The sequence below is a fragment of the Streptomyces sp. NPDC014991 genome (assembly GCF_043080665.1).
Lineage (GTDB): Bacteria > Actinomycetota > Actinomycetes > Streptomycetales > Streptomycetaceae > Streptomyces.
Genome location: NZ_JBIBVY010000009.1, coordinates 128,443 through 154,045 on the forward strand (window position 1 = coordinate 128,443; position 25,603 = coordinate 154,045).

Annotated in this window: 17 protein-coding genes and 1 tRNA gene; 10 read left to right on the forward strand and 8 right to left on the reverse strand. The window is 71.5% G+C overall.

What is annotated here, in order from left to right; genetic code table 11:
* Positions 1-13: 13 nt before the first annotated feature.
* Genes ACF1BE_RS16655 through drmB form a run of 4 tightly spaced genes read left to right on the forward strand, consistent with a single transcriptional unit; the run spans position 14 to position 11,788 of the window.
* On the forward strand, positions 14-4,774 hold the full coding sequence (locus ACF1BE_RS16655; RefSeq protein WP_392199754.1) for a DEAD/DEAH box helicase: 4,761 nt from the start codon (positions 14-16) through the stop codon (positions 4,772-4,774).
* Positions 4,771-6,675 (forward strand): UvrD-helicase domain-containing protein, encoded by a 1,905-nt coding sequence (locus tag ACF1BE_RS16660; RefSeq protein WP_392199755.1) that lies wholly within the window; start codon positions 4,771-4,773, stop codon positions 6,673-6,675. The genes ACF1BE_RS16655 and ACF1BE_RS16660 overlap by 4 nt, the downstream gene beginning before the upstream one ends.
* Positions 6,672-9,926: a helicase-related protein gene (locus ACF1BE_RS16665; protein ID WP_392199756.1), complete on the forward strand. Its 3,255-nt coding sequence runs from the start codon at positions 6,672-6,674 to the stop codon at positions 9,924-9,926. The genes ACF1BE_RS16660 and ACF1BE_RS16665 overlap by 4 nt, the downstream gene beginning before the upstream one ends.
* Positions 9,923-11,788, forward strand: a complete 1,866-nt coding sequence (gene drmB, locus ACF1BE_RS16670; protein ID WP_392199757.1) for a DrmB family protein — start codon at positions 9,923-9,925, stop codon at positions 11,786-11,788. The genes ACF1BE_RS16665 and drmB overlap by 4 nt, the downstream gene beginning before the upstream one ends.
* Positions 11,789-12,004: 216 nt before the next feature.
* Here the strand turns inward: drmB and ACF1BE_RS16675 are convergent, their stop codons facing one another.
* Complete coding sequence (locus ACF1BE_RS16675) at positions 12,005-12,484, reverse strand: DUF2267 domain-containing protein (RefSeq protein WP_392199758.1); 480 nt, start codon at positions 12,482-12,484, stop codon at positions 12,005-12,007.
* A gap of 317 nt (positions 12,485-12,801) precedes the next feature.
* The gene (locus ACF1BE_RS16680) at positions 12,802-13,227 is read right to left on the reverse strand and encodes an Hsp20/alpha crystallin family protein (protein WP_392199759.1); all 426 of its coding nucleotides are present in this window, start codon (positions 13,225-13,227) and stop codon (positions 12,802-12,804) included.
* A 170-nt stretch (positions 13,228-13,397) separates the two neighbouring features.
* Between ACF1BE_RS16680 and ACF1BE_RS16685 the strand changes: the two genes are divergently transcribed.
* The gene (locus tag ACF1BE_RS16685) at positions 13,398-13,700 is read left to right on the forward strand and encodes a hypothetical protein (RefSeq protein WP_392199760.1); all 303 of its coding nucleotides are present in this window, start codon (positions 13,398-13,400) and stop codon (positions 13,698-13,700) included.
* Between the two features lie 50 nt (positions 13,701-13,750).
* Here the strand turns inward: ACF1BE_RS16685 and ACF1BE_RS16690 are convergent, their stop codons facing one another.
* Positions 13,751-14,701: a GlxA family transcriptional regulator gene (locus ACF1BE_RS16690; RefSeq protein WP_392199761.1), complete on the reverse strand. Its 951-nt coding sequence runs from the start codon at positions 14,699-14,701 to the stop codon at positions 13,751-13,753.
* Between the two features lie 152 nt (positions 14,702-14,853).
* Between ACF1BE_RS16690 and ACF1BE_RS16695 the strand changes: the two genes are divergently transcribed.
* Positions 14,854-15,306 (forward strand): hypothetical protein, encoded by a 453-nt coding sequence (locus ACF1BE_RS16695; protein ID WP_392199762.1) that lies wholly within the window; start codon positions 14,854-14,856, stop codon positions 15,304-15,306.
* 100 nt (positions 15,307-15,406) lie between these two features.
* On the opposite strand, the gene ACF1BE_RS16700 is transcribed toward ACF1BE_RS16695, so the two are convergent.
* Both ACF1BE_RS16700 and ACF1BE_RS16705 read right to left on the reverse strand, forming a co-directional pair.
* Complete coding sequence (locus ACF1BE_RS16700) at positions 15,407-16,882, reverse strand: MFS transporter (protein ID WP_392199763.1); 1,476 nt, start codon at positions 16,880-16,882, stop codon at positions 15,407-15,409.
* A gap of 112 nt (positions 16,883-16,994) precedes the next feature.
* Complete coding sequence (locus ACF1BE_RS16705) at positions 16,995-18,308, reverse strand: DUF445 domain-containing protein (protein ID WP_392199764.1); 1,314 nt, start codon at positions 18,306-18,308, stop codon at positions 16,995-16,997.
* Positions 18,309-18,504: 196 nt separating this feature from the next.
* Between ACF1BE_RS16705 and ACF1BE_RS16710 the strand changes: the two genes are divergently transcribed.
* Together ACF1BE_RS16710 and rdgB are read left to right on the forward strand one after the other, a co-directional pair.
* Entirely contained in the window at positions 18,505-19,848 is a 1,344-nt protein-coding gene (locus ACF1BE_RS16710; protein ID WP_392199765.1) for an SGNH/GDSL hydrolase family protein, read from the forward strand.
* 26 nt (positions 19,849-19,874) lie between these two features.
* On the forward strand, positions 19,875-20,477 hold the full coding sequence (gene rdgB, locus ACF1BE_RS16715) for an RdgB/HAM1 family non-canonical purine NTP pyrophosphatase (protein ID WP_392199766.1): 603 nt from the start codon (positions 19,875-19,877) through the stop codon (positions 20,475-20,477).
* A gap of 59 nt (positions 20,478-20,536) precedes the next feature.
* On the opposite strand, the gene ACF1BE_RS16720 is transcribed toward rdgB, so the two are convergent.
* Both ACF1BE_RS16720 and bcp read right to left on the reverse strand, forming a co-directional pair.
* Positions 20,537-20,620, reverse strand: a tRNA-Leu gene (locus tag ACF1BE_RS16720).
* 118 nt (positions 20,621-20,738) lie between these two features.
* Entirely contained in the window at positions 20,739-21,206 is a 468-nt protein-coding gene (bcp, locus tag ACF1BE_RS16725; protein ID WP_392199767.1) for a thioredoxin-dependent thiol peroxidase, read from the reverse strand.
* Positions 21,207-21,299: 93 nt separating this feature from the next.
* Between bcp and ACF1BE_RS16730 the strand changes: the two genes are divergently transcribed.
* Together ACF1BE_RS16730 and ACF1BE_RS16735 are read left to right on the forward strand one after the other, a co-directional pair.
* Positions 21,300-21,629 carry a DUF3618 domain-containing protein gene (locus ACF1BE_RS16730; protein ID WP_392199768.1) on the forward strand — a complete coding sequence of 110 codons (330 nt, stop codon included), beginning with the start codon at positions 21,300-21,302 and terminating at the stop codon, positions 21,627-21,629.
* Between the two features lie 50 nt (positions 21,630-21,679).
* Entirely contained in the window at positions 21,680-22,039 is a 360-nt protein-coding gene (locus ACF1BE_RS16735) for a GroES family chaperonin (protein ID WP_392199769.1), read from the forward strand.
* Positions 22,040-22,135: 96 nt separating this feature from the next.
* Here the strand turns inward: ACF1BE_RS16735 and ACF1BE_RS16740 are convergent, their stop codons facing one another.
* On the reverse strand, positions 22,136-24,880 hold the full coding sequence (locus ACF1BE_RS16740) for a transglycosylase domain-containing protein (protein WP_392199872.1): 2,745 nt from the start codon (positions 24,878-24,880) through the stop codon (positions 22,136-22,138).
* Between the last annotated feature and the right edge of the window lie 723 nt (positions 24,881-25,603).

Below are 25,603 nucleotides of genomic sequence, written 5' to 3' on the forward strand. Positions count from 1 at the left end.
CCGTGAAGAAGTCATGTCCGCCTTCCCACCGCCGGTCGTCCGCACCGTGCTCGAACAATCCTCTCGGGTTCTGAAGACCTATGAGGTCGACCCGGGCCTCGTCCCGGAACACGCCAACGGCGAGCGCCGCATCACCCAGGGTGGTTACGGCGATCGGCAACTCTTCGAACTGGTGCAGAACGCCGCTGACGAGATCGCGGCGAAGCCCGGGGGGTCCGTCCACGTCGTCCTCACCGACACGCATCTCTACTGTGCGAACGAAGGCGACCCGGTGACACCCGAGGGCGCGGAGACCATTCTGAGAATGAGCATGTCCCGTAAGCGGGGCGGCCAGATCGGCCGTTTCGGCGTGGGCGTGAAATCCGTTCTGGTCGTCACCGACGCCCCGCAGTTCTTCAGCAGCTCCGGTTCCTTCGGCTTCGACCGCGAATGGGCGTTCGAAACGATACGAGCGGTGCCCGGTGTGCAGGAGCATCTGGGCGAGCGATTCGAGGCCCCGGTACTGCGCATGGCGCGCCCCCTCGACGCGGACGCCGAACGCGCTCAGGACCGGGTCCTCGACGGCCTTCTGAGCTGGGCCACGACCGTCGTCCGTCTGCCGTTGCTCACCGGGGCCGCCGGCAGGCTGGCCCTGGACATGCACGGCGGGCGGACGGCCGCCGGGGCGGGCCGCGAGGAGTTCCCGCTCGGTTTCCAACTGCTCTCCCCGCACGTGGCGAAGGTCGTCCTCGAGGACCGTCGGCCCCGTGCCGCCGTCCGCCGCGTGCTGACCACCGAGCAGACCGGGGACCTGCACACGGTGACGGAGGAACGGGCGGGGACGACGGGCAGGACGACCGTCAGCGCCCGCTGGCGGGTCTTCTCCGTCACGCACGAACCCGGTCCGGCGGCCAGGGACGACGCCGGCGAACTGCACGACCGCCTCACCCTGGATCTCGCCTGGGCGGTGCCCGCCCTGGAGAAGGACGGCAGGAGCGGGCTCCACGTGAGCCCGCAGTCCCGAGGGCGCGGACGCTTCTGGTCCTTCTTCCCGACCAAGTACGAGATGTCCTTGAGCGGCATCCTCAACGGTGCCTGGAAGACCAACGAGGACCGACAGAACCTGCTCGACTCGTCCGCCTTCAACGTGGAGATGATCAGAGTCTCCGCGGCGTTGGTGATCGACTCCCTGCCTCGCCTGGCTCCGGCCGAGGACCCCGCCGCATATCTCCCGCTCCTGCCCGGCCGTGTGAAGGAGGCGATCAGCTGGGCCGACGAGTTCCTGACCCGGGAGATCTGGGAGCGGGCGGCCGTCCGCCCGTCGCTCCCCGATCAGGAGGGCGTTCTGCGTGTCCCGGCCGACTTGCGCGTCCCTCCGCGTCTGGACAAGGAACGGCACACCGGTTGGCTGCGGATGTGGCACGAGTGCCCCGGTCGACCGTCGAACTGGCTCCACCCGAACGCCGATGCCGACCCGTTGCGCTCGGGCAAGGTCGAGCACATTCTCACTGCGGCCGGGCACAAGCGGGCGGACGTGCGCGCATGGCTGGAGGCACTGGTCGAGTGCGGCACCGCCGAGGCGTCGGCGACGGCGATCCGCATCCTGGCCGACATGGTCGAGGACGGGTCGCCGTCGGCACAGGAGGCCCGTAAGGCGAACATCGTACTGACCGAGGAGCACGGCCTCGTCCCCCCTGTTCCCGGTCAGGTCTTCCGCCGTGCGGACGAGGACGGACTTCGCGAGTCCCTCGTGTACGTGGTGGGGGAGATCGGACGGGATTCGGACCTCGCCGCCGCCCTCAACCTCCTCGGTATCCGTGAGGCGGATGTCGAAGGTCGGTTCATCAGCGTGCTCGACCAGGGCTTCGACGACTACGGAAGCGCCGAATGGGAGCGTTTCTGGGACCTTTTCCGTCAGGCCGGCGGACGCCGATTGACCCACGTCGTGCTCCGACAGGTTCCGAACGCCCGCGAGACCCTCCGCGTGCGGACGGCTGACGGGAGGTTCCGCCCCGTGCGCGACTGCATGCTGCCGGGTGCCGTGGTCGACGCGGGACGCGATCCGAGCATCGCCGTCGACACGGCATTCCACTCCGACGACCTCGCCTTCTTCCGCGAGATCGGCTTGCGGGAGCTGCCGTCGGGCTCGATGCGTCCGGAGGGTGAGGCCTGGTTCGAGGAGTACCGGGAAGCCGTCCACGCGTCCTACCTGCGAGGCCTGGACCAGCGTGCTCCCCGCCCGTCCCTCAACCGCATGAAGGTGGAGGGTTCCGCGATCGGTGGCCCGCTGCACCTCTTCCGGTCCCTCTCGGAGGAGTCCCGTGCGGCGTTCCTGAAGGCGCTGCCGGACGATGCCGTGGTGGACAACTGGACGCGTCAGATCGGTGCGCAGTCGAGCACCCGACAGGCCGTGATGTCGCCGATCCGCTGGATGCTCAAGAAGTACGGCACCGTCCTCACCTCCCAGGGGATGAAGTCGCTCGACGAAGCAGTCGGCCCTCAGCTGGGCGCCCACCGCGACGTGCTGCCGGTCGCCGACATCTCTCCCGAGAAGGCGCGCAAGCTCCGCCTGCCCACCACGATCGACGACGTCCCCGCCGACCATTGGGAGACCCTCCTCACGGAGGTGTCCCGGAGCGAGGACGACGCCTTCGTCGGCAACACCTACGTGATGCTCACCCGGTTCGGCGCGGCCTTTCCCGAGGACTCGCTGACCCGCTGCCGGATCGGCGACACGTGGGACACCCGCCCCGACGAGGAGATCACCGTCGCGGTGGGCCCGACAGAGTACCGGGCACTGCGCGCCGAACAGGTGCCGACCCTGCTCGTGGCGACCGCCGAGGACGCCGAGTCGATGGTCGAGAAGTGGCGCATGAAGCGGTACACCGACACCATCACCCGGGAGACCCGCGAGGTCCCGGACGGTGACCCGGTCCCTCTCGTCGAGCTGTACCCCGCCCTGCGGCTGCGGCTGAACAGCGGCAACCGGAACACCATGGTGCAGCCGTGCAAAGAACTCGAGGAAGTGACCCGAACGCCGAACGCCGCCAGAACCCGCCCCCTGGACGCGGTGCGCCAGGACACCACGATCAAGGTCCTGGTCCCCCTGGAGCCCGAGCCGATGCTCCGCCTGATCGATCGCGAGCTGCAACTCGGGCTGGGCGCGGCCGGTTGCAGAGCGGTCCTGGAGCACCAGGAGCGGATGGTGCGGGACAGCAGGACCAAGGCGGCCCTGAAGGCCGTACGCGACGCGGACGACGTGGTCACCAAGATCGAGCTGCTGGTCGGCGCGGAGGCTCTGCGGTCCGGTCTGCCCGAAGGCCTGATGGACGCGGAGCTGGAGGCGACCGGCGGCACGGAGCCGTCCGGGCAGCGGATCGCGCAGATGGCCTTCAACTCGCGCGGTGACAGGGTGCTTCACCACCACGCCCGGGACATCCAGGCCAAATTCCCCAACGCGCCCGTCGGGTACGGAGGTTCGTCCGCCGCCGTCGCGTTCGTGTCCAGTCTCGGGTTGCCGGTGACCTTCGCCGGGTCCCGGACGCCGTCACCACCCGCCTCCGAGACGATCGACGGCCCGCGGGACTTCCCCCGACTCCACGACTATCAGGAGGACCTGGTCCGCAACATCACCACGTTGCTCGACCGGCTGGCCCCTCAGCGCGCCATGTTGTCGCTGCCCACCGGCGCCGGCAAGACACGCGTCACCGCGGAGGCCGTGATCCGCTGGGTGAAGCGGGTGGGTGACCTGCGCGGCCCCTTGTTGTGGATCGCGCAGACCGAGGAACTGTGCGAACAGGCATTCCAGAGCTGGAAGTTCGTGTGGAGCAAGGTGGGAGCGGAGCGACCTCTCACCATCGGCCGACTCTGGGGCGGCAACGAGGTCGGGAACGTGCTGGGACACCCGCACCTGGTCGTCGCCACGGACGCCAAGTTGGAGCGATGCCTGGACACCGAGCAGTACGAGTGGTTGCGGGGTGCCTCACTGGTGATCGTGGACGAGGCCCACACCGCGATCTCCCCGCGGTACACCGACATCCTGGGGAAGCTGGGGCTGACTCAGTACGAGACCCGCCGGCATCTGCTCGGTCTGACCGCCACCCCGTTCCGCAACACCAACGAGGAGGAGACCCGTCGTCTGGTCAACCGTTTCGGTGGCCGACGCCTCGACGAGGGGGTCTTCCCGTCCGGTGACCCGTACCGGGACCTGCAGGAATTGGGGATGTTGGCGCAGGTGGAACATCGCACCCTGGAGGGTGGCAGCATCGAGTTGACCCGCGACGAGAAGGCGCAGGCCGAGCGCATGGCCACGCTCTCGCGCTCCGCCGAACAGCGGCTGGCGGAGGACCACGCGCGGAGCCGTCGCATCGTCGACGAGGTGGTCGGTCTTCCGGAGGACTGGCCTACCCTGCTCTTCGCCACTTCCGTCGATCATGCCAACTACCTGGCCGCGCTGCTGAACGACCGGGGCGTCCCGGCCGCCGCCGTGGACTCGACCACCAGTGCGCAGGACCGACGACGACGGGTCGAGGACTTCCGGGCGGGACGCCTCCGCGTCCTCACCAACTACGGCGTCCTGACACAGGGGTTCGATGCTCCCGCCACGCGTGTCGTGGTGGTGGCCCGCCCGGTCTACAGCACCAACGTCTACCAACAGATGATCGGTCGGGGTCTGCGCGGTCCGAAGAACGGCGGAGAGCCCACCTGCCTGATCCTCAACGTCAGCGACAACATCGCCAACTTCGACACCCGGCTGGCCTTCACCCAGTTCGAGCACCTCTGGAGCCCCAAGTGACCGACGTCTATCTGGACAGTCCGCCGCTCACCGAGGAGCAGCGGGCCGTGGTCGAGCAGCCCTGGGACGCGCGCGTCCTGGTCACCGCCGGAGCCGGGGCGGGCAAGACGCACACCCTGGTGCGTCGACTCGACGCGCTGTGCGGCCACGAGAGTCCGGAGGAGGCGCTGGAGGCCGCCGACATCCTGGTGCTCACCTTCTCCCGGGCCGCCGCCCGGGAACTGCGCGAACGAATCTCCCGACACGGGGAACGAGCCCGGCGGGTGCGCGCCCGGACGTTCGACGCGTGGGCCTACGAGGTGCTCGTCCAGGCACATCCGGACGGCCGATGGGAGGCGGTCGGCTTCGACGAGCGGATCGTCGCCGCTACCCGTGCGATAGAGAAGGGTGCACTGGAGGTCGGAGACGCCGTCCCGCCCGCGCATGTCGTGATCGACGAGGTGCAGGACCTGCTGGGCGGACGCCGCGAACTGGTGGAGACGCTCCTCGACCGGTACCAGGACAGTTGCGGCTTCACCGTCGTCGGAGACGCCGCCCAGTCCGTCTACGGCTTCCAGATCGAGGACCTGCGCGAACGCGCCGACGAGACCGGCCGGTTCTTCGACTGGCTGCGCCACTCCTACCCCGACGACCTGGTGGAGCTGCGTCTCACCCGCAATTTCCGTGCCGGCACGGCCGAGGCCCGCGTCGCGCTGGCACACGGCCCCCGCCTCCAGCAGCTCGGCGATCCGGACGAGGCGGCAACGCTCTACGACGAACTGCGCGACCTCCTGCTGGACCCGGCGAACGGCATGGGCGATCTCGGTGACGAGTTCACCCTGGACGGTCTGCGGGCCCTCACCGACACGTGCGCCGTCCTCACCCGTGACAACCGGGAGGCGCTCGTGGTCTCCGGCCTGCTGCACGAGCACGGCGTCGAACACCGACTGCGGCGCCCGCTCGAAGAGCGCCCGGTGCCGTACTGGGTGGCCGAGCTGCTGCGCAGCACGGAGGCGACCGGCCTCGCCGAGGACCGGTTCCGTTCCCTCCTCGCGGGGATCCCTCTGCCGTACGAACCGAACACCGGTGCCCTGTGGACGGTGCTGCGTCGGGTCGCGCGGGGCGCCGGGCGCGGCGTGCTCGACCTGGACCGGCTGCGCCGGGCGGTCGCCGACGGCAGGTTCCCCGACGAGGCGGCCGACCCGGAGACCGCCCCGATCGTCGTCTCGACCGTGCACCGGGCCAAGGGCCTGGAATTCGACCGGGTGATCGTCCTGACCCCACCGACCGTCGCCGACCTGCACAGACGGTACGAGGATGAGCTGGATCTCCCCGCCGAGGCACGCGCCCTGTACGTGGCGATGACGCGCGCCCGCAAGGACCTGTACCACGTGTCCCCTCCCGAGCTGCCGCACCTCCGGAAGGCGGGAGGCCGACGCGACGGCCGCCGTTACCTCGGGTCGTGGCGGTCCTACGACAGATACGGGATCGTCGCCGAGGCGGGGGACGTGTGTCGGGACACCCCGCCCGGCTGCGGGACGGACGCCGTCGCCACCCAGGCGTATCTCCTGGAACAGGTGCGTCCCGGCCATGAGGTGCTGTGGCGCAAGCGGCACGACGTGCCGATGGGCGAGGCGCAGAGCCCGCCGTACGCCCTGCTGCACGACGGGCGGGAGATCGGCGAGGCGTCGCGGCGCTTCCGCGAGGAGCTGTTCCAGGTGCAGAAGGTGAACCGCACCTGGGATCCCTGGTGGCCCGACGAGATCCACGACCTGCGGATCGACACCCTGGAGACCGTGACGGGCAGCACCGCCGCCGGCGCCAACGCCGGACTCGGTGAGCGAGGAGCCTGGATCGCCCCGCGGATCACCGGCATCGGCCGGTACCGGAGAGCCGAAAACCACGAGGAGCAGCGCGCATGACGCAGGTGACAGGCCGACATGCCGAGCACTACCGGGTCCGGGACGAGGAACTCCTTCTGGGGCTCCGCCGTGAACTCCTCGGTCCCGCCGAGGACGCCGAGCCGGACGATCGCGACGAGGTCCTCACCCGGGACGCACCGATCGACCGCTACCTGACCGGCGTGCTCTACCCGCGTGCCGCGAACGCGGCGGCGAGGACACGGAAGGACGAGGACGCCGCCGAACAGGACGGTCTGGACGTCGCCCCGCTGCTCACCCGTGACGATGTCGAGGAGTCCGGCGCCGCGCAGGAGGTGGTCGCCGCGGGAGACCGGCGTCCCTCCTCGATGGGTCTCACCTTCGCGGTCGACCCGGCCATAAGCGACTCGATCGTGGTCTCGGCGCGCGCGGCCGTCTACGAGCCCACCGATGTCGACGGCAACCCGATCCCGGCCCGCCGCGCCGAGGCCCGTACAACCGCCGACCAGCGGGAGCGGTGGCGGCGCAGGCAACTCGTCCTCCCGGACCGGTCCGTCGACGTGACCGAGCCCGCTCCGGACGGACCCGTCGAACTCACCGCGGAAGCCGCGTTGCACGTCAGCGTCCGGCGCCCCGACCCGACCACCGGAACGGTCACGATCACGGTCACCCTGATCAACACCCAGAAGGTCGGCGAAAGGGATCTCCAGGATGCCTTCTCCCTGTTCCAGTGCGGGCTGAAGGTGCGGGCCGCCGACGGCTCCACCGCGTTCGTCGAGCGTCCCGCGCCGGCCGCGGCCCACGACCCGGAGATCGCCACGAGCCGGCTGCTGCACCGCCACGCCCCTACCTTCGCGGTCGGTCACGGATGTGCCGCCGAATGGGACTGGACCCCGCCGCCGATCGGCATGACCGACGCCGTCCGGGCCGCCGTGGCCGAGGTGCGCAGCGAGTTCGTGCCCACCGTGGAAGTGCTGCTCACCGACTCCAACCCGGAGATCGACAGCTCGGCCCTGTCCATGCTGGGGCTTGCGGAGAAGTCCGACACCGAGGTGCTGACCGCTCTGGAGGAGCTCGCCACGGGCTACGAGCGCTGGATCGCCCGCAAGGCTGCCGAGGCGGCGGCCCTGGTGGGCGGCACCCACGAGAAGCCCGCACGGGACCAGGTGAAGGCCTGCCGCGAGGCACTCCACCGGATCAGGGAGGGCATCGAGCTGCTGCGGACGAAGCCCGTTCTGATGAAGGCGTTCCGGCTCGCCAATCGAGCCATGGCCGACCAGCGCGCCCGCAGCGTCTGGGTGAAGAGCGGACGCGTGGGCGCCCCCGATCCGGCCGCCGGTCGCTGGCGCCCCTTCCAGATCGCGTTCGTGCTGCTCTGTCTGGCCGGCATCGACGACCCCGAACACCATGACCGGCGGGTCTCCGATCTGCTGTGGTTCCCGACCGGTGGCGGCAAGACGGAGGCCTACCTCGGGCTGATCGCTCTGACGTCGTTCCTGCGTCGCCTCCGCAAGGGGGCGGACGGCGGCGGCGTCACCGTCCTCATGCGCTACACGCTGCGGCTGCTCACCCTTCAGCAGTTCGAGCGCGCGGCGATCCTGCTCTGTGCGATGGAGCACATGCGGCGCCGCATGCCCGAGTTGGGACGTGAGGAGTTCTCCATCGGTATGTGGGTGGGACGTTCGGCCACCCCCAACACGCTGGCCGAGGCCGGCCGGAAGCTCGACGAGCTGCGCCTGAATCTCGGCAAGCGCCTCGCCACCGAGAACCCCGTCCAGTTGCACGCCTGCCCCTGGTGCGGCACCCGCCTCGACGCCCGGGACTACGAGGTCGACGAGCAGGCCGAACGGATGCACGTCCGCTGCCCCGGCACGGACTGCGACTTCACCGACGGCCTGCCCGTTCACCTGATCGACGAGGCGGTGTACGACGCCCGTCCGACACTGGTGATCGCCACCGTCGACAAGTTCGCGTCCATGCCGTGGCGTCCGGCGACCTCCGCGCTCTTCAACCTCGACGACCCGGACGACGGCACCCATCCCCCGGAGCTGATCGTCCAGGACGAGCTCCACCTGATCTCAGGGCCCCTGGGAACGCTCACCGGCCTCTACGAGACCGCCGTGGACGCGCTCGCCGGCCGACCCAAGGTGATCGCCTCCACGGCGACCATCCGTCGCGCGGCCGACCAGGGTCGCCACCTCTTCGCCCGCGAAGTGAGGCAGTTCCCACCCGCCGGCCTGGACGCCCGCGACTCGTGGTTCGCCGTGGAGACGCCGCGCGAGGAAAAGGCGAGCCGTCGTTATGTCGGCCTCCTGGCCCCCGGCACCAGCCAGTCGACCCTGCTGATCCGCACATACGCGACGTTGCTGCACCGGGCCAAGCACGCGGAGACCGAGGACGAGGTGCGTGACGCGTACTGGAGTCTGGTCGGGTACTTCAACAGCCTTCGGCTGCTCTCCGCGGCGGAACTCCAGGTGCACGACGACGTCGTGGCCTACCTGGAACTGCTCGCCGAACGTGAAGGGGTGGCAGTCCGGTCGGTCGCCAACTACTCGGAGCTGACGAGCCGCGTCGACGCCAGTGAGATCCCCACCCGCCTCAAGGGCATCGAGAAGAGACTGCCCGACGAGGATGCCGTGGATGTCCTGCTGGCCACCAACATGATCGCGGTGGGTGTGGACGTCGACCGCCTCGGTCTCATGGCCGTGATGGGGCAGCCGCAGACGACCGCCGAGTACATCCAGGCCACCAGCCGGGTCGGCCGCGCGCACCCCGGCCTGGTCGCGGTCATGCTGAACTCGGCACGGTCCCGTGACCGCTCCCACTACGAGAGCTTCCAGCACTTCCACTCGGCCCTCTACCGCGAGGTCGAGTCCACCTCCGTCACCCCGTTCTCGGCCCGCGCCCGCGAACGGGGCCTGCATGCGGTGATCGTCGCCCTCGCCCGCATCATGATCCCGGCCGCCCGCCCCAACGAGGGGGCCGGCAAGGTCGAGTCCTACGAGCACCTGCTCCGGGGTCGCATCAAGTCCGTGCTCCTGGACCGCGTCCGCGAGGTCACCCCGGAGGAGACCGACGCCGTGTCCCAAGGCTTCGACGAGTTCGTGAAGTGGTGGTGCAAGGAGGCCGACATCCACAGCGGCCTGCTCTTCGAGCCCCGCCGCGGCAATCGCGCCCCCTCACTTCTGAAGGCGTACGACGACGAGTCCGAGGACGCCGAGGCCTGGTCCACCCTGTGGAGCCTGCGCGACGTCGACGCCGAGTCCGCCTTGTTCATGGAGGGAACCCGATGACCCCGCCCCCCGCCCGTCGTCGCCGGACCGGCGCGAACGGCGCCGTCCCCGCCCACAATCTTCCGCGGCGCGGAGCGGTCCGCCGCGCCCAGGCGATCACCACGTACGGCGTCGGATCGCTCATCGCCGTCGACCACGAGTCCTTCATCGTCTCGGGTCTGGACGAGGCCGATGTGAGCTGGGGTGGCGACGAGGCCCCGCGGATCCACGAACGGCGTCTGGCCCGACTGCTCGGGGTCGACTGCTTCCGGCTGCCGCCCGCGTCCGACGACAACAGCAAGGACGGCCTGCGGGTCCGACGCTTCCCTGTGATGCACTCCTGCCCCGAGTGCAACGAACTCCAGCGACACCGCGACTTCAACCCACCCGCCGGGCGAAGCGTCTGCGGCGAGTGCGGGGTCGACCTCGTTCCCTCTCGTTTCGTCGTCGCCTGCGAGGCGGGACACCTCGGCGAGTTTCCGTACCGGGAGTGGGTGCACCGCTCCACCGACCGCGATGTCAGGACGTCCGGGCAGTGTGGGGGGAAGCTCAGGCTGCGCTCGTCCGGACGTACGTCCTCGCTCCGCTCGATCCTCGTCTCGTGCACCTGTGGGCAGGCTCCCGAGGTCTCGATGGAAGGGTCCTTCCGCCGGAACGCACTCAAGGACCTGGGCCTCACCTGTCGAGGAGCCCGGCCGTGGCTCGGCGCGGCCGCCTCCGCCGAGGAGTGCGGGCTCCCCCTGCGCACGTTGCAGCGAGGCTCCTCGACGGTGTGGCAGCCGGTGCTGAAGTCGGCGCTCTCCATTCCTCCGTGGAGCGACGGCCGCGCCGATCCGCTCGCCGAACACTGGGATGCACTCCGCCGGTACGACAGCCGCGAACACGTCGAGATCTATCTCAGAGGTGCTTTCAGGGGGGGGTGCCCTGTACCGCTGGACGAGGTGATGGCGCTGCTCGACGCAGAGCGTGAGGAGGACCCCGACGACAACTCTCCCGCCACCTTCGACCATCGCTACCGCGCCCTGCGCAACAAGGAGTACGAGCGTCTGCGCTCCGGCAACGACGAGCGGGAGCATTCCCGCGACGAGCAGTTCGTCTGTGAGACCCCCCGGGGCGATCAGAGCGTGCTCGATCCGCTCGGCGTCACCGGCCCGATGCTGGTCAAGAAACTCCGTGAGGTACGCGCTCTGAAGGCGTTCACCCGACTCGCCGACCCCGAGTCCACGACCGAAGCGAAGGAGATGCCGCTCTCCGACTCCCCCCTGCGCTGGCTTCCGGCCATGGAGGTGCGGGGTGAGGGGGTGTTCCTCCGTCTGGACGAGGACCGACTCGGCGCCTGGGAGAAAGCCCCGGCGGTTGCGGCACGGATCGAGCGGATGCGCACCGTCCACCAACGGGTGCTGGAGCAGCGGGCCGGCGACCCGAGCCGGGTCGTCCTCTCTCCGGCCACCCCTCGCATGGTGCTGCTGCACACCCTGGCCCACGTCCTCATCAACGAGTGGAGTCTGGAGGCGGGCTACCCGGCCGCGGCCCTCCGGGAGCGTCTGTACGCCGCCGACGACATGGCCGGGGCGCTCGTCTACACGGCGACGAGTGACTCCGCGGGCAGTCTCGGCGGTCTCGTCGCGCAGGGCGAACCGGAGTCCCTCGATCGCACGCTCCGTTCGGCGGTCCACCGCGCCGAGTGGTGCTCCTCCGACCCGCTCTGCATGGAGACCGAGGTGTCGGGCACCGGTGGGACGAACCTGGCCGCCTGCCACACCTGTGTGATGCTCCCGGAGACCAGCTGCGAGCACAACAACATCCTGCTCGACCGCGCGTTGCTCGTCGGCACGCCCGACCACCCGCACCTGGGTTTCTTCGCGCACATAGTGGATCACTGACATCGATCCGGCGGGGGGATGAGGACCGGGGCGGTGGCCGACGCTCCGCGCCGGTCCCCGCCGGACCGCCCTGGAGTCCGAACGGGCAGGCCTCCTCCGGGGCCTCACGGAGGGTCGACTCGCTGTGCGACGAGCGTGGAGCCGGCCGGCGTGGCATGAGCGCCGGCTGACCGGCACCACAGGGCGCCGCGTGTGCGTGCGGCGCCCTTGTCGGGTTCAGGCTGCTGCCGCCAGGTCCGCTCGGCCGAAGAGGAGGGCGTAGCCCGGGGGGAGCTGGGACAGGACGCGGGTGGTCAGGGGTTCGCCGATGTGGTCCGAGAGGACGCTCAGGACCGTGCTGACGTCCCAGCGGGCCGTCGCGGGGGTCGAGCCCTCGATGCGGGTCGCCACCGACTCGACGAACTCACGGGCCGTCAGGGGGTCGGTCGCGGGAACCTGGGAGGCGATCAGCCGGCCCGCCTCCAGGGGGAGGGCCTGCGCCAGGGCCACTCGTTCCTCGCCGGTGACGTGGCCGCCCAGGGCCGACAGGACGGTACGGGTGACGTGTTCCGCATCCGCCCTCGTCGGGTACTGGCCCGCCTCACGCACCGCCTCGGTCAGCTCCCGCCAGCCGGCGTCCGCGGTCGCGTCCTTGAGACGGGGACGCAGGGACGGGGTGGGGATGGTGGTTCTCGGCTGCGGGGTTGTCACGGTCATCGTGCTGGCTCCTCCTCCGGAACGCTTCGGGGCACCGCAAGCCCGGTACCCCGTAACGCGACGGGCATGAGCGGGAGTTCGCCCAATGTGAGGCATGTGGCGTGATGTGTGCCATGGGGTGGCTTCGACTTGCGGGCCGTGGTGGTTCACGAGTGGGTGTGGCGTACGGGCGCGCGGCGCAGGGGCCGGCATGGCCGCGGCGTGCGGCGCGGCCTCTCGTGCCGCGGTGGGCAGGGGCGCGTCCCGGGGCCCTGCTCGGGCCGCGGGACGCGTGGGGTGTGGCCGGCGGCGGTCGTCCGGGCCTCGTCGGACCCTCGTCAGCCGCTGAGCTGCTTCTGGCCGCTTCCTCCGCCGCTGATCTGGATGCGGCGCGGCTTGGCCTTCTCGGCCACCGGGATGCGCAGTGTCAGGACCCCGGCGTCGTACGAGGCGTCGATGCGCTCGGTGTCGAGGGTCTCGCCCAGGAACAGCTGGCGGGTGAACGTGCCCGTGGGCCGTTCGGCGACCAGCATCTCGGCGCCCTCGGGTGCGGCGCCACGGCGTTCGGCGCGGACGTTGAGGACGTTGCGTTCGACGTCGAGTTCGATCGTCTCGGGGTCGATGCCGGGCAGGTCGAAGTGGACGAGGAAGTCGTCGCCGGACCGGTAGGCGTCCATCGGCATCGCGGCCGGGCGGGTGTTCGCCCCGAGGACCTGCTGCGCGAGGCGGTCGAATTCGCGGAACGGGTCGGTACGCATGAGCATCACGGGTCACTCCTCTCTTCGGGAACTGGGTGCGATGCCCTACGCCTTCTTATATAACCCCCCGCCGGAAACTTGACAAGCCTCGACTCAGGTTCGGTTCGCCGGGTCGTGTGCGCGTTAGCCTCGGCGCAGACCTCGGGGCAGCAGCAGGGGCACAGGAGGAGGCACTCATGGCCAGGGTTCCCAGCGCGGTCGTCGCCGCGACCGGGCTCGTCGGCGGCTACGGCGTCGCCCGCTGGACGAAGAAGCGGCAGCTGGGCGGGCTGGTCCTGGCCGTCGCGGGTGCCGCCGCCGCGCGGCAGTGGCGGCGGCAGGCGGGCGGGACGGCCGCGGGTGCGCTGACCGCCGCGTACGTCGCCGCGTTCGCCGGCTCCCACCCGCTCGCCAAGAAGGTCGGCGCCTGGCCGTCCGTCCTCGGTGTCGCCGGCGCCGTCGCCCTCACCTCGTGGATCGTCGCCGACCGCGAGGCCTAGGCCCTCTCGTCCGGATCACGCCGGTCCGGGTCCGTCCCTACGGCTCCTTCTCAGCGCTTCCCCGTCCGGAACGCCCGCCGGTATCCCTGGGGGCTCGCTCCCGTCACGCGGCGGAAGCCTTCGCGGAAGGTGGTGGGGGAGCCGAAGCCCGTCTGGGTGGCGATGCGTTCCACCGGGTGGTCCGTCGTCTCCAGCAGGTACTGGGCCCGCCGTACCCGCGCCCGGTGCACCCATCGCAGCGGTGTCGTGCCCGTCTGTTCGCGGAAGCGGCGGTTGAGGGTGCGGGTGCTCATGCCCGCCCGCGCCGCGATCTCCCCCAGTGTGAGATCGCGGCCGCAGTGGTCCTCCAGCCAGACCAGCAGGGGTTCCAGGGTCGCGCCGGCCGGGGCCGGGGGCAGGTCGTGGACGATGAACTGGGCCTGGCCGCCCTCCCGTTCCAGCGGCATCACCGACATCCGGGCGGCGTGCGCGGCGACCGCCGAGCCGAAGTCCCGGCGGATCATGTGCAGACACATGTCGAGGGCCGCGGCGGCGCCCGCGGAGGTGAGGAACTGGCCGTTGTCGACGTAGAGGACGTCCGGGTCGACGGTCACCTCCGGGTACCGCTCGGCCAGGCGTCCGGCCGCCGACCAGTGGGTCGTCGCGCGCGCGCCGTCCAGCAGGCCCGTCGCCGCGAACAGGAACGCGCCCACGCAGATTGACGCGATACGGGTGCCGTGCGCCGCCGCCGCGCGCAGGGTCCCGGCGACGGCCGGCGGCAGTGCCTCCGGGGGTTCCGCGACGCCCGGCAGGATGATCGTGTCGGCCTCCGCGAGCGCGTCCAGGCCGTAGGGCGCCCGCACGGTGAAGGCGCCGGCGCTCACCTCCTCCCGCACCGAGCACACCCGCACCCGGTACGGTGTCCGGCCGTCGGGCAGCCGTGCCCGGCCGAAGGTGTCGACGGGGGCGGACAGATCGAACGGGATGACGCCGTCCAGCGCCAGTACGGCCACGGTGTGCATGGCGGGAATCTAGCCGTACGACGGTTTCCCGCCCACCGTGCGGCAGCGGTGCCGCCGTGCACGGGCCCCGGTGGCGCGGGCCGGCGAGAATCCGTCGGCAGTCGGCATTTTCGCCACTCCTACAAGATCCCCGCCGCCTCTACGGTCACCCCGTGACCAAGTTCCTCCTCGCCGTGCACGTCCTCGCCGCGATCCTCGCCGTCGGGCCCGTCGCCGTCGCCGCCAGCATGTTCCCGCCCACCGCGCGCCGCGCCCTGGGCACCCCCGACGCCACCACCGGCACCGCCGCTCTCCGCCTGCTGCACCGGATCTGCCGGGTGTACGCCCTCGTCGGCGTCGTCGTCCCGGTCTTCGGGTTCGCCACCGCCCGTCAGCTGGGCGTGCTCGGCAGTGCCTGGCTGATCGTGTCGATAGGGCTGACGGTCCTGGCCGCGGTCGTGCTGGGCGCGCTCGTGCTGCCGGCCCAGTCCGCGCTCCTGGAGGGGAGCGCGGACCGGGCCGGGCCGATTGCGCGGCTCGCCGCGTTCACGGGGCTGTTCAACCTGCTGTGGGCCACCGTGACGGTCCTGATGATCGTCCGGCCGGGCTCCGCGACGGGCGCCTAGCAGGTCGAGGACCGTCAGGGCCTGCCCGCCGCCGGCGGCACCGCCGGGCACCCACGGCCCTGCCGTGGGTGCCCGAGAGGCCCCGGGGCGGCCGGGCGTGCTACACCGCCGTCTTCGCCCGGCCGGCGACCGCGGTCAGCGGGCGGGCGACGTCCTCCAGGGAGCGGCGTTCGGCCCGTACCGCCAGGGCCGCCGCGACCAGGCCGGCCGCGCACATGAGCCCCGCGCCGATCGAGAAGGCGAGGACGGTGTCGCCGACCCGTCCGGTGCTGGTGAGGTCGGCGAAGAGCAGCGGGCCGCTGATGCCGCCGGCCGCGGTGCCGAGGGCGTAGAAGAAGGCGATGGACATCGCCCGCGTCTCCATCGGGAAGATCTCCGACACCGTGAGGTAGGCACTGGAGGCGCCCGCGGAGGCGAAGAACAGCACCGCGCACCAGCAGGCGGTCAGGGTGGCCGCGCTCAGCGAGCCCCGGTCGAACAGCCACGCCGTGCCGAACAGCAGCAGGCCGGACAGGATGTACGTCGAGGAGATCATCACCCGGCGGCCGACCGTGTCGAAGAACCGGCCGAGCAGCAGCGGGCCGCAGAAGTTGCCGATCGCGATCACCGCGAAGTAGTAGCCGGTGCGGTCGGCGGGGATGTCGTAGAACTTCGTCAGGATCGCGCCGAAGCCGAAGGTGATCGCGTTGTACAGGAACGCCTGGCCGATGAAGAGGGAGAACCCGAGGACGGCCCGCTTGCGGTACTGGCCGAAGACGGTGCGGGCGATCTCCAGGAAGGTCACGTTCTTGCGCTGGTGGATCTCCAGCTCGCCCTCGGGCCTGGGGAGCCGTTCGCCCTTCTCGGCCTCCACCCGGCGTTCGATGCCGGTGACGATCTCGTCCGCCTCGCGGTCCCGGCCGTGGATCAGCAGCCAGCGCGGACTCTCCGGGACGTGCCGTCGTACGAGCAGGATGACCAGGGCGAGGACGGTGCCCAGCGCGAAGGTCAGCCGCCAGCCGACGTCGGCGGCCAGCAGGTCGGTGTCGAGCGCGACGATCGACAGCAGGGAGCCGCCGACCGCGCCCAGCCAGAAGCTGCCGTTGATGATCAGGTCGACCCGGCCGCGGTAGTTCGCCGGGATCAGCTCGTCGATGGCGGAGTTGATCGCCGCGTACTCACCGCCGATGCCGAAGCCGGTCAGGAAGCGGAACAGGAAGAACCACCAGGCCTCCCAGGAGACGGCCGTCAGGGCCGTCGCGGCGAGGTAGACGGCCAGGGTGATCATGAAGAGGTTCTTCCGGCCGAACCGGTCGGTCAGCCGGCCCCAGAACAGCGCTCCCACGCAGGCGCCCGCCACGTACAGCGCGGCCGCGGTGCCGGTGACCTGCCCGGAGCTGATCGACAGGCCGCTGCCCGGCTCCGACAGGCGGCTGGCGATGTTGCCGACGACCGTGACCTCCAGACCGTCCAGGATCCACACGGTTCCCAGGCCGATCACGATGGTCCAGTGCCAGCGGGACCAGGGCAGACGGTCCAGCCGGGCGGGTATGTCGGTGGTGATGGTCCGGCCTCTTCCGGCCTGCGCTGTGCTCATGGGCTCCCTCCCTCGCCGAGGACGGGTTATCGGGTGCCCTGCCCCCGCTGGAACAGTCCGGTCCGGCATCCGCCCCGGCCGGAGGGGCCCCGCCCCGGCCTGCGGGGTCCGGTCAGGCCCCCAGCCCGCGCGACAGCGTGTAGATCACCAGCCCGGCCAGGGAGCCCACGACGGTGCCGTTGATCCGGATGAACTGGAGGTCGCGCCCGATGTGGGCCTCGATCTTGCGGGTGGTGTGCTCGGCGTCCCAGCCCGCCACGGTGTCCGTGATCAGCGAGGTGATCTCCTTGCGGTACGTCGTCACGACGTGCACCGCCGCGCCCTCCACCCAGCTGTCGACCTTCCCCTGCACCTTCGCCTCGGTCGCCATCCGCGTGCCCAGTGACAGCAGCGCGGCCCGTACCCGCAGCCGCAGCTCGCTGCGCTCGTCGTCCGCCGCCGCCACGATCATCGACCGTACGGCCGTCCACGCGGACGCGATCAGCTCCTGCACCTCGCCCCGGCCCAGCACCTCGGTCTTGAGCCGTTCCACCCGCGCGCGCGTGTCCGTGTCGGACTGCAGGTCGGCGGCGAAGTCGGTGAGAAAGCGGTCGAGGGCGCCGCGCGCCGGGTGGGAGGGCATGTCCCGCGTCTCGGTGACGAAGCGCAGCAGCTCCTTGTAGACCCGCTCGCCGACCTTGCGGTCCACGAACCGCGGGGTCCAGCCGGGGGCGCCGCCCTCCACGGCGACCATCACGTCGTCGCGGTGCAGCACCAGCCAGTCGTGGGCGCGCGTCACCACCAGGTCGACCACGCGCCGGTGGCCGCCGTCGGCGACGACCTTCTCCAGCATGGTGCCGAGTCCGGGTGCGATCTCCCGGGCGTCCGCCCGCCGGGTGATCGCCTCGCCGACCACCGCCTGTACGTCGGAGTCCCTCAGTACCGTCAGCGCGCCGCGCAGTGCGGTGGCCAGCTCCGCCGTCACCCGGTCGGCGTGCTCCGGCTCCGCCAGCCAGGTGCCGAGCCGGCTGCCGATCCCGACCGCGCGCAGCCGCTGCCGTACGACGTCCTCGGAGAGGAAGTTCTCCCCGACGAACTCGCCCAGCGAGACGCCCAGCTGGTCCTTCTTGTTGGGGATGATCGCGGTGTGCGGGATGGGCAGGCCGAGCGGGTGCCGGAAGAGGGCCGTGACCGCGAACCAGTCGGCGAGCGCGCCCACCATGCCCGCCTCGGCCGCCGCCGCCACGTATCCCGTCCACGTCCCGGCTCCCGCGTGGCCGGCCACCTTCGCCAGCACGTACACCACGGCCACCAGCAGCAGCAGCCCCGCCGCCGTGAGCTTCATCCGCCGCACCCCGCGCCGGCGCTCCTCGTCGGCCGGGGTGAACGCGGTCATGGTCCGGTACGACGTGCCCCGTCCCGGCGTTTCCGTCTCGGTAGGTTCCATCAGCTCCACCCGTTCGGTGATCCCGCACACAATTGTCCCTGTCCGACCGACTCCTGGAACGAAACCGGAGTTCCCGGCGTCTGTCTGAACGGGAGCAGTGGCAGGGTTCTGCCAGATCTCCCCGGCCCATGACGGATCATGGGCTCAGCAGGATCGGAGCCTCGGGCTCCCATCTCCCGAGGAGAACAACACAAGCATGACCAAGCGTCATGGTTATGCCGTCCTGTGCGCACTCGTCGCGCTGGTCGCGGCGCTGTCCGGCGCCATCTACGTCACCGTCGCAGCCGATGACGGCACCCCCGGCACCGTCCGCGGCGCCCTCGCCGACAGCCGTCCGCACCGCGACTCCGCCGCCGCCCCCGCCTCCACCGGCACCTGGGTGGGCGCCTGGGCCACCGCCCCCGTCGGCGGCGAACCCGGCACCGAGGCGGCCGGCATGGCGGGCCGCTCGGTCCGCAACGTCGTCCACACCGCCACCGGTGGTACGAGTGCCCGCGTCACGCTCTCCAATCTGTACGGCCAGTCACCGCTGCCCCTCACCCACGCCACGATCGCGCTCTCGACGGGGGACGGCACCGCGGCCGCCGACGCGGCGACGATGCGGCGCCTCACGTTCGACGGCAGCACAGGCGTCGTCATCCCCGCCGGCGGACAGATCGTCAGCGACGCCGTACGCCTCGCCATCCCGCGCGGCAGCGACGTCCTCGTCACCACGTACTCCCCCACCCCCTCCGGGCCGGTCACCTATCACCCCCACGCCCGACAGACGTCCTTCGTCGCCGACGGTGAGCGCGCCGAGGACGTGACCGGGGCCCCGTACACCGAACAGACCCCCTACTGGCGGTATCTGACGGCGCTCGACGTCCTCAGCAACGAGGCCGACGGCACCGTCGTCGTCTTCGGCGACTCCATCACCGACGGCATCACCTCCACCGCCGGCGCCAACCACCGCTGGCCCGACATCCTCGCCGGCCGGCTGCGCGGCGCCCTGGAGAGCGGGCGTCAACTGCCGCGCTACAGCGTCGTCAACGAGGGCATCAGCGGCAACCAGGTCCTCGCCGACGGTCTCGGCCGGCCCGCCGAGAACCAGAGCGGCCTCGGCCGCTTCGGCCGCGACACGCTGGCCCGCACCAACGCCAGGGCGGTCGTCATCGACCTCGGTGTCAACGACATCCTCCGCAACCGCGAGCCGGTCGATCCCGACCGCATCGTCACCGGCCTGCGCACTCTCGTCCGCCAGGCCCACGCCCGCGGACTGAAGGCCGTCGGCGCCACCCTGATGCCCTTCCGCGGCCACCGCGGCTACACCCCGGCCCGCGAGGCCGTACGGCAGCAGGTCAACGCCCGGATCCGGGCCGGCGGGGTGTACGACGCCGTGGTCGACTTCGACCAGGCCCTGCGGGATCCCTACGACCCCCGCCGGCTGCGCGCCGAGTACGACTCCGGCGACCATCTGCACCCCAGCGACCTGGGTTACGCCAGGATGGCCGAGGTGTTCGACCTGCGCACGCTCCGGGGGGCGGGGCAGACGGAGCTGTGACCGGGAGGCGAGGAATACTGGCGGGCATGACCCGCTTGATCCTCGCCACCCGCAACGCCGGAAAGATCACCGAGCTGAGGGCGATCCTCGCCGAGGCAGGCCTGCCGCACGAACTCACCGGCGCGGACGCCTACCCCGACATCCCGGACGTCAGGGAGACCGGCGTCACCTTCGCCGAGAACGCCCTGCTGAAGGCCCACGCCCTCGCCCGGGCCACCGGCCTGCCCGCCGTCGCCGACGACTCCGGCCTCTGCGTCGACGTCCTGGGCGGCGCGCCCGGCATCTTCTCCGCCCGCTGGGCGGGCCGGCACGGCGACGACCGCGCCAACCTGGACCTGCTCCTGGCCCAGCTGTCCGACATCGCCGACGAACACCGCGGCGCCCACTTCGCGTGCGCCGCCGCCCTCGCCCTGCCGGACGGCACGGAGCGGGTGGTGGAGGGCCGGCTGCGGGGCGTCCTGCGGCACGCCCCCGCCGGCACGAACGGCTTCGGTTACGACCCGATCCTCCAGCCGGAGAACGAGACCCGTACGTGCGCCGAGCTGAGCCCGCGGGAGAAGAACGCGATCAGCCACCGGGGGAAGGCGTTCCGGGCGCTGGTGCCGGTGGTCCGGGAGCTGATGGGCTGACGACAGGAGCGCGCGAAGGCCCGCCCAGGAATCCTGGGCGGGCCTTCGGCTCACATCTGTGCGGCCGGAGGGACTCGAACCCTCAAGGGATTTCTCCCACAACATCCTAAGTGTTGCGCGTAGGCCAATTCCGCCACGGCCGCGTGCACGCACATGCTACCGGTCAGGGGTGCCGCGCCACGGGGGATTCCCGGTCACGCCAGGAGAGCGGCCCGCACCGCGTCGCGGCGGTACGGGCCGTGGGGTGGCACAGCGGGGTGGTCAGATGCCCAGGTCCTTGATGATCTTCGCTACGTGGCCCGTCGCGCGGACGTTGTACAGGGCCCGCTCGACCTTGCCCCGCTCGTCGACGATCACCGTGGAGCGGATGACCCCGAGGTACGTCTTGCCGTAATTCTTCTTCTCGCCGTAGGCGCCGTAGGCCTCGGTGACCCGCTTGTCGGGGTCGGCCAGCAAGGTGATCCGCAGGGACTCCTTCTCGCGGAACTTCGCGAGCTTCTGCGGCTCGTCGGGGGAGATGCCGATGACGTCGTAGCCGGCGGCGGCCAGGACCTCCAGGTTGTCGGTGAAGTCGCAGGCCTGCTTGGTGCAGCCGGGGGTCAGGGCGGCCGGGTAGAAGTAGACGATGACCTTGCGGCCCTCGTGGTCCGACAGGGAGACGTCGTTGCCGTCGGCGTCGGGGAGGGTGAAGGCGGGGGCAACGTCCCCGGGCTGGAGTCGCTCGCTCATCGGACCAGCGTAACCGGGGGGCCTTGCGGTGCGGTGCGGGCAGGAGCTGACAGACTGTCCGGGACAGCATCAGCAGACTTCGGAGGCCGTACGGTGGCGGACACGTCGGACACCAGAACCCCGGCGCAGATCGAGGCGGACATCAGGCGCCGCCGTGAAGTGCTGGCCGAGACGCTCGACGAGATCGGGGTGCGGGTACACCCGAAGACGATCGTCGGGGACGCGAAGGCCAAGGTCGTCGCGAACGTCGACCACACGGTCGGACGCGCATATGTGCAGGTGAACCGGATGGTGAGCGAGGTACGGGCGCGATTCGTGGACGAGGAGGGCGCACCCCGGCTGGAGCGGGTCGTGCCGGCCGCGCTCGTCGTCGTGGGGGTCGTGGGGCTGCTGGCCGTCGCGTCCCGGCGGCGCAGGGACTGAGCGGTGACCCGGGCGCGTACGGGCCGGGCGAGGACAGGTAGGTTCACAGCGTGAGCGCCAACAGAAACGAGCACAGCACCCCCCGTCACGACAAGCTGCCCATCCGGATGCTGCACGACCGTGTTCTCGTGCGGCAGGAGACCGGTGAGGGCGAGCGGCGGTCGGGGGGCGGCATCCTGATTCCCGCCACCGCGGCGGTCGGACGGCGGCTGGCCTGGGCCGAGGTCGTCGCGGTCGGCCAGAACGTACGGACGGTGGAGCCCGGGGACCGCGTCCTGTTCGACCCGGAGGACCGGGCGGAGGTGGAGGTGCGGGGCGTGGCGTACGTGCTGATGCGCGAGCGCGATCTGCACGCCGTCGCCGCGGACCGGTTCGAGGGGTCGGAGGACTCCACGGGCCTGTATCTCTGACTTCGGACAACGGCGAAGAGGGCCGGTGAGCATCGTCACCGGCCCTCTTCGCCGTGCCTCCGTGGTGGGGCCGCGGGCGGCCGGCGGCCCCTGACGTCAGGTGCCGGGGAAGCCGCCGGTGCCCGCGTCGGTGCCGGTCGAGTCGCCGCCCTGGGGGCCGCCACCGCCCGTCGTGCCACCGCCGTCGGTGGCCGTGCCACCGCCGTCGGCCGTACCGCCGCCGGTGGGGGTGCCCCCGTCCGTGCCCGTACCACCGCCGCCGGTCGTGTCACCGCCGGTGGTGGTGGGACCCCCGCCGGTCGTCGTACCGCCGTCGGTGGGGGTGCCCCCGCCGGTGGCCGTACCGCCGTCGGTGGGAGTGCCGGTGGTGCCGCCGTCGGTGGGGGTGGCGGTCGCGCCGCCGCCGTCCGTGCCGCCGTCCGTGGCGGTGCCGCCGGTGTCCTGGCCGGCGTCGGTGCCGGGCTGGGTCGGGACGGCGGTGCCGGGCGCCTGGGGCTGGTCGGCGCCGGTCTGGAGCTGGAGGTCGAAGTCGCCGGCCGGCTTGCCCTTCAGCGCGTTGCGCGTGTACTGGGCCCAGATCTCGGTGGGCGGGCCGCCGCCGTTCATACGGCTCACGCCGAGAGCGCCGTACAGCGGCATGTGCTTGGCCGTCACCGGGTCCTGGCCCATGACGGACACCACCGTGGCCAGGTCGGGGGTGTATCCGGCGAACCAGGCGGCGGTGTCGCTCTCGGCGGTACCGGTCTTGCCGGCCGCCGGCCGGCCCGCGCCCTGTGCGGCGGTGGCGGTGCCGCTCGCGACCACGCTGCGCAGCACGGAGGTGGTGGTGTCGGCGGCCTCCCGGCTGACGGCCTGCCTGACCGGGCGCCCGGGCAGCTCGACCGCCTCGGTGCCGTCCTTGGTGATCTTCCGCACCAGCGTGTACGTGCCGTGCTTGCCGTGGTTGGCGAGCGTGGCGTAGGCCTCCGCCATGTCCAGGACACTGGCGTTGGCCGTGCCGAGGGCCATGGACGGTGACGGGTAGAGGTCCGGGGTGCCGGCGGGGATGCCGAGGTCGACCGCGGTCTGCTTGACCTTGGCGGGACCCACGTCGGCGGCCATCTGCGCGTACACCGAGTTCACCGACAGGTCGGTGGCCTTGCCGACGGTGATCGGGCCGTACGACCTCTGGTCCTCGTTCTCCGGGTTGTACGGCGCGCCGCTCCAGCCCTGCACGAGCCGCTTGTTGGTGCCGTCGTAGATCGTGTTCGGGGTGATCGTGCGGCCGTCCTGGGTGGTCGAGCCGTTCTCCACCGCCGAGGTGAACACGAACGGCTTGAACGTCGAGCCGACCTGGAAGTCACCGCGGGTCGCGCCGTTGGTGTACTGCTTCACGTAGTCGACGCCGCCGTACATGGCGACGACCTCGCCGGTCTTCGGGTCGACGGAGGCGCCGCCGGCCCGGACATAGGTGTCGGCCTTGCGGTTCTTCTTGTCCAGCTTCGACATCAGCTGGTCGTCGACGGCCTTGACGAAGGCGTCCTGCTTGTTCTTCTGGATGGTGGTGGTGATGCGGTAGCCGCCGGCCTCCAGCTGGTCGGCCGTGACGATCTTGTTGGTGATCAGGTAGTGCCGGACCGCCTCGACGAGATAGCCGCGCTGACCCGACAGGCCCGTGGAGAGGATCTGCTCCTTGGGCCTGGGGAACTTCACGCCGGCGCGCTCGGACTGGCTGAGCCAGCCCTTCTTCACCATGCCGTCCAGGACGTAGTTCCAGCGGGCGACGGCGGCCGCCTTGTTCTCCGGATGGGCGACGACGTCGTACTCGCTGGGCGCGTTGACGAGCGCGGCGAGATAGGCGGCGCGGGCCGGGTCCAGGTCGGCGGCGTCACGACTGTAGTAGGCCTGGGCCGCGGCCTGGATGCCGTAGGCGCTGCGGCCGAAGTAGCTGGTGTTGAGGTAGCCCTCGAGGATCTCGTCCTTGGTCTTCTCGCGGTCCAGCTTGATCGAGATGAAGAACTCCTTGGCCTTGCGGGTGAGCGTCTGCTCCTGGCCGAGGTAGTAGTTCTTGACGTACTGCTGGGTGATCGTGGAGCCGGACTGCCTGCCCTTGCCGGTCGCGGTGTTCCAGCCGGCGCGGAGCATCGCCTTGGGGTCGACGGCGGACTCGGTGTAGAAGTCGCGGTCCTCGGCGGCCAGTACGGCGTGCTGGGCGTCCTTGGAGATCTCGGCGAGACCGACGTTCTCGCGGTTGACCTGGCTGTCGCGTGTGTCCCGGGCGATCTGGGAGCCGTCGGCGTAGAGGTAGACGTTGGCCTGCTTGGTCGCGAAGGCGTTGGCCGACGGGATCTTGACCAGGGAGTAGCCGACGAAGAAGAGGCCCATGACGAGAAGCACGCCGACGACGAAGGTGCCGAGCACCATGCGCCAGGTCGGCACGAGCCGCCGCCATCCGGTCCGCCTGGGCCGCTTGCCCTTCTTGCCCTTGCCACCGCCGCCGGCGCCATCGTCCGCGGCGGTCGGGCCGTCGGTGGCGGCGAGCGCGGTGGTCTCGGCCTCGGACGAGCCCGTACGGGCGGCGGCACCGGCACCGGCACCGGCCGGGGATGCCTGAGCGGCACCTCCGGCGGCTGCTCCGGCGGCACCGGCCGCGCGTGCGGCGCGGGCTGCCCGTGCGGCGGCCGGGGAGGACTCGGCGGCGGCACCGGTGCCCTTGGCGGCGGGGCCGGTGCCGGAGTTCTGGCCGGCCGGGCGGGGCACGGAGGTACGGGGAGTGCGTCCGGCGGGGTCCTGCTTACCCGCCGAGGAGGCTCCGGCGTCGCCGGGCTCCCCCGGGCGGGGCGCACCGACCCGCCGCAGCACCTGCGTGGTCTCGGCCGGCGCCCCACCGGCACCTGCCGCCTTGCCCGAACCCGGGACAGCACCGGCCGCCTTGCCCGAACCCGGGACAGCACCGGCCGCCTTGCCGGAACCGGCGGCGGCACGGGCAGCGGTACCGGCACTCGCGGCGGCACCGGCCGCCCTGCCCGACGCCTCGGCGGCACCGGGCGTCTGTCCGGCCTGCGGCTGCCTGCGGCCCTTCCCGGACGGCGCCGAGGACGCGGACCCGGCCGCGGACGCCTCGGAACCTCTGGGCGGGGTGACACGCCGGAGCACCTGGGTGCTCTCGGCCGACTGAGCCTGCTCCGCCCCGGACGCCCCCTCGGAGGCACCCGTCCCACCGGCGCCGGGCCGCTTACCGGCAGCCCCGCCGGAGCCCTTGGCACCACCCGAACCGGCAGCCACGCCAGAACCCTTGGTGCCGCCAGAGCCCTTGACGCCGTCGGCGCCCGCAGGGGCACCCGTGCTCCCGGGCCTGCCGGTGTCCGCGGCTTCCGCCTGTTCCGTCCGGGCCCGGGCCGCCTGGCGGGCGCGGGTCATGGAGGCCGTACGGTCCTGGGCGGTCGGATCGGAGCCGCGCCGGGGCGTCGAGTCCGCCGGGCCGGAACCGGACCGGGGTGTCCGGTCCGCGTCACGGCCCGGTGCTCCCTGGGTCCTGCGGCCGACGTCGGACCCGGGCGCGCCCGGGGCACCGGCCCGGGTGCC

What these genes read in the sequence shown, in the direction of transcription:
- ACF1BE_RS16655 (WP_392199754.1), top strand. Translation starts at nt 14, where the DNA reads ATGTCCGCCTTCCCACCGCCGGTCGTCCGCACCGTGCTCGAACAATCC.
- ACF1BE_RS16665 (WP_392199756.1), top strand. Translation starts at nt 6,672, where the DNA reads ATGACGCAGGTGACAGGCCGACATGCCGAGCACTACCGGGTCCGGGAC.
- drmB (WP_392199757.1), top strand. Translation starts at nt 9,923, where the DNA reads ATGACCCCGCCCCCCGCCCGTCGTCGCCGGACCGGCGCGAACGGCGCC.
- ACF1BE_RS16675 (WP_392199758.1), bottom strand. Translation starts at nt 12,484, where the DNA reads ATGACCGTGACAACCCCGCAGCCGAGAACCACCATCCCCACCCCGTCC.
- ACF1BE_RS16680 (WP_392199759.1), bottom strand. Translation starts at nt 13,227, where the DNA reads ATGCTCATGCGTACCGACCCGTTCCGCGAATTCGACCGCCTCGCGCAG.
- ACF1BE_RS16685 (WP_392199760.1), top strand. Translation starts at nt 13,398, where the DNA reads ATGGCCAGGGTTCCCAGCGCGGTCGTCGCCGCGACCGGGCTCGTCGGC.
- ACF1BE_RS16690 (WP_392199761.1), bottom strand. Translation starts at nt 14,701, where the DNA reads ATGCACACCGTGGCCGTACTGGCGCTGGACGGCGTCATCCCGTTCGAT.
- ACF1BE_RS16700 (WP_392199763.1), bottom strand. Translation starts at nt 16,882, where the DNA reads ATGAGCACAGCGCAGGCCGGAAGAGGCCGGACCATCACCACCGACATA.
- ACF1BE_RS16705 (WP_392199764.1), bottom strand. Translation starts at nt 18,308, where the DNA reads ATGGAACCTACCGAGACGGAAACGCCGGGACGGGGCACGTCGTACCGG.
- ACF1BE_RS16710 (WP_392199765.1), top strand. Translation starts at nt 18,505, where the DNA reads ATGACCAAGCGTCATGGTTATGCCGTCCTGTGCGCACTCGTCGCGCTG.
- rdgB (WP_392199766.1), top strand. Translation starts at nt 19,875, where the DNA reads ATGACCCGCTTGATCCTCGCCACCCGCAACGCCGGAAAGATCACCGAG.
- bcp (WP_392199767.1), bottom strand. Translation starts at nt 21,206, where the DNA reads ATGAGCGAGCGACTCCAGCCCGGGGACGTTGCCCCCGCCTTCACCCTC.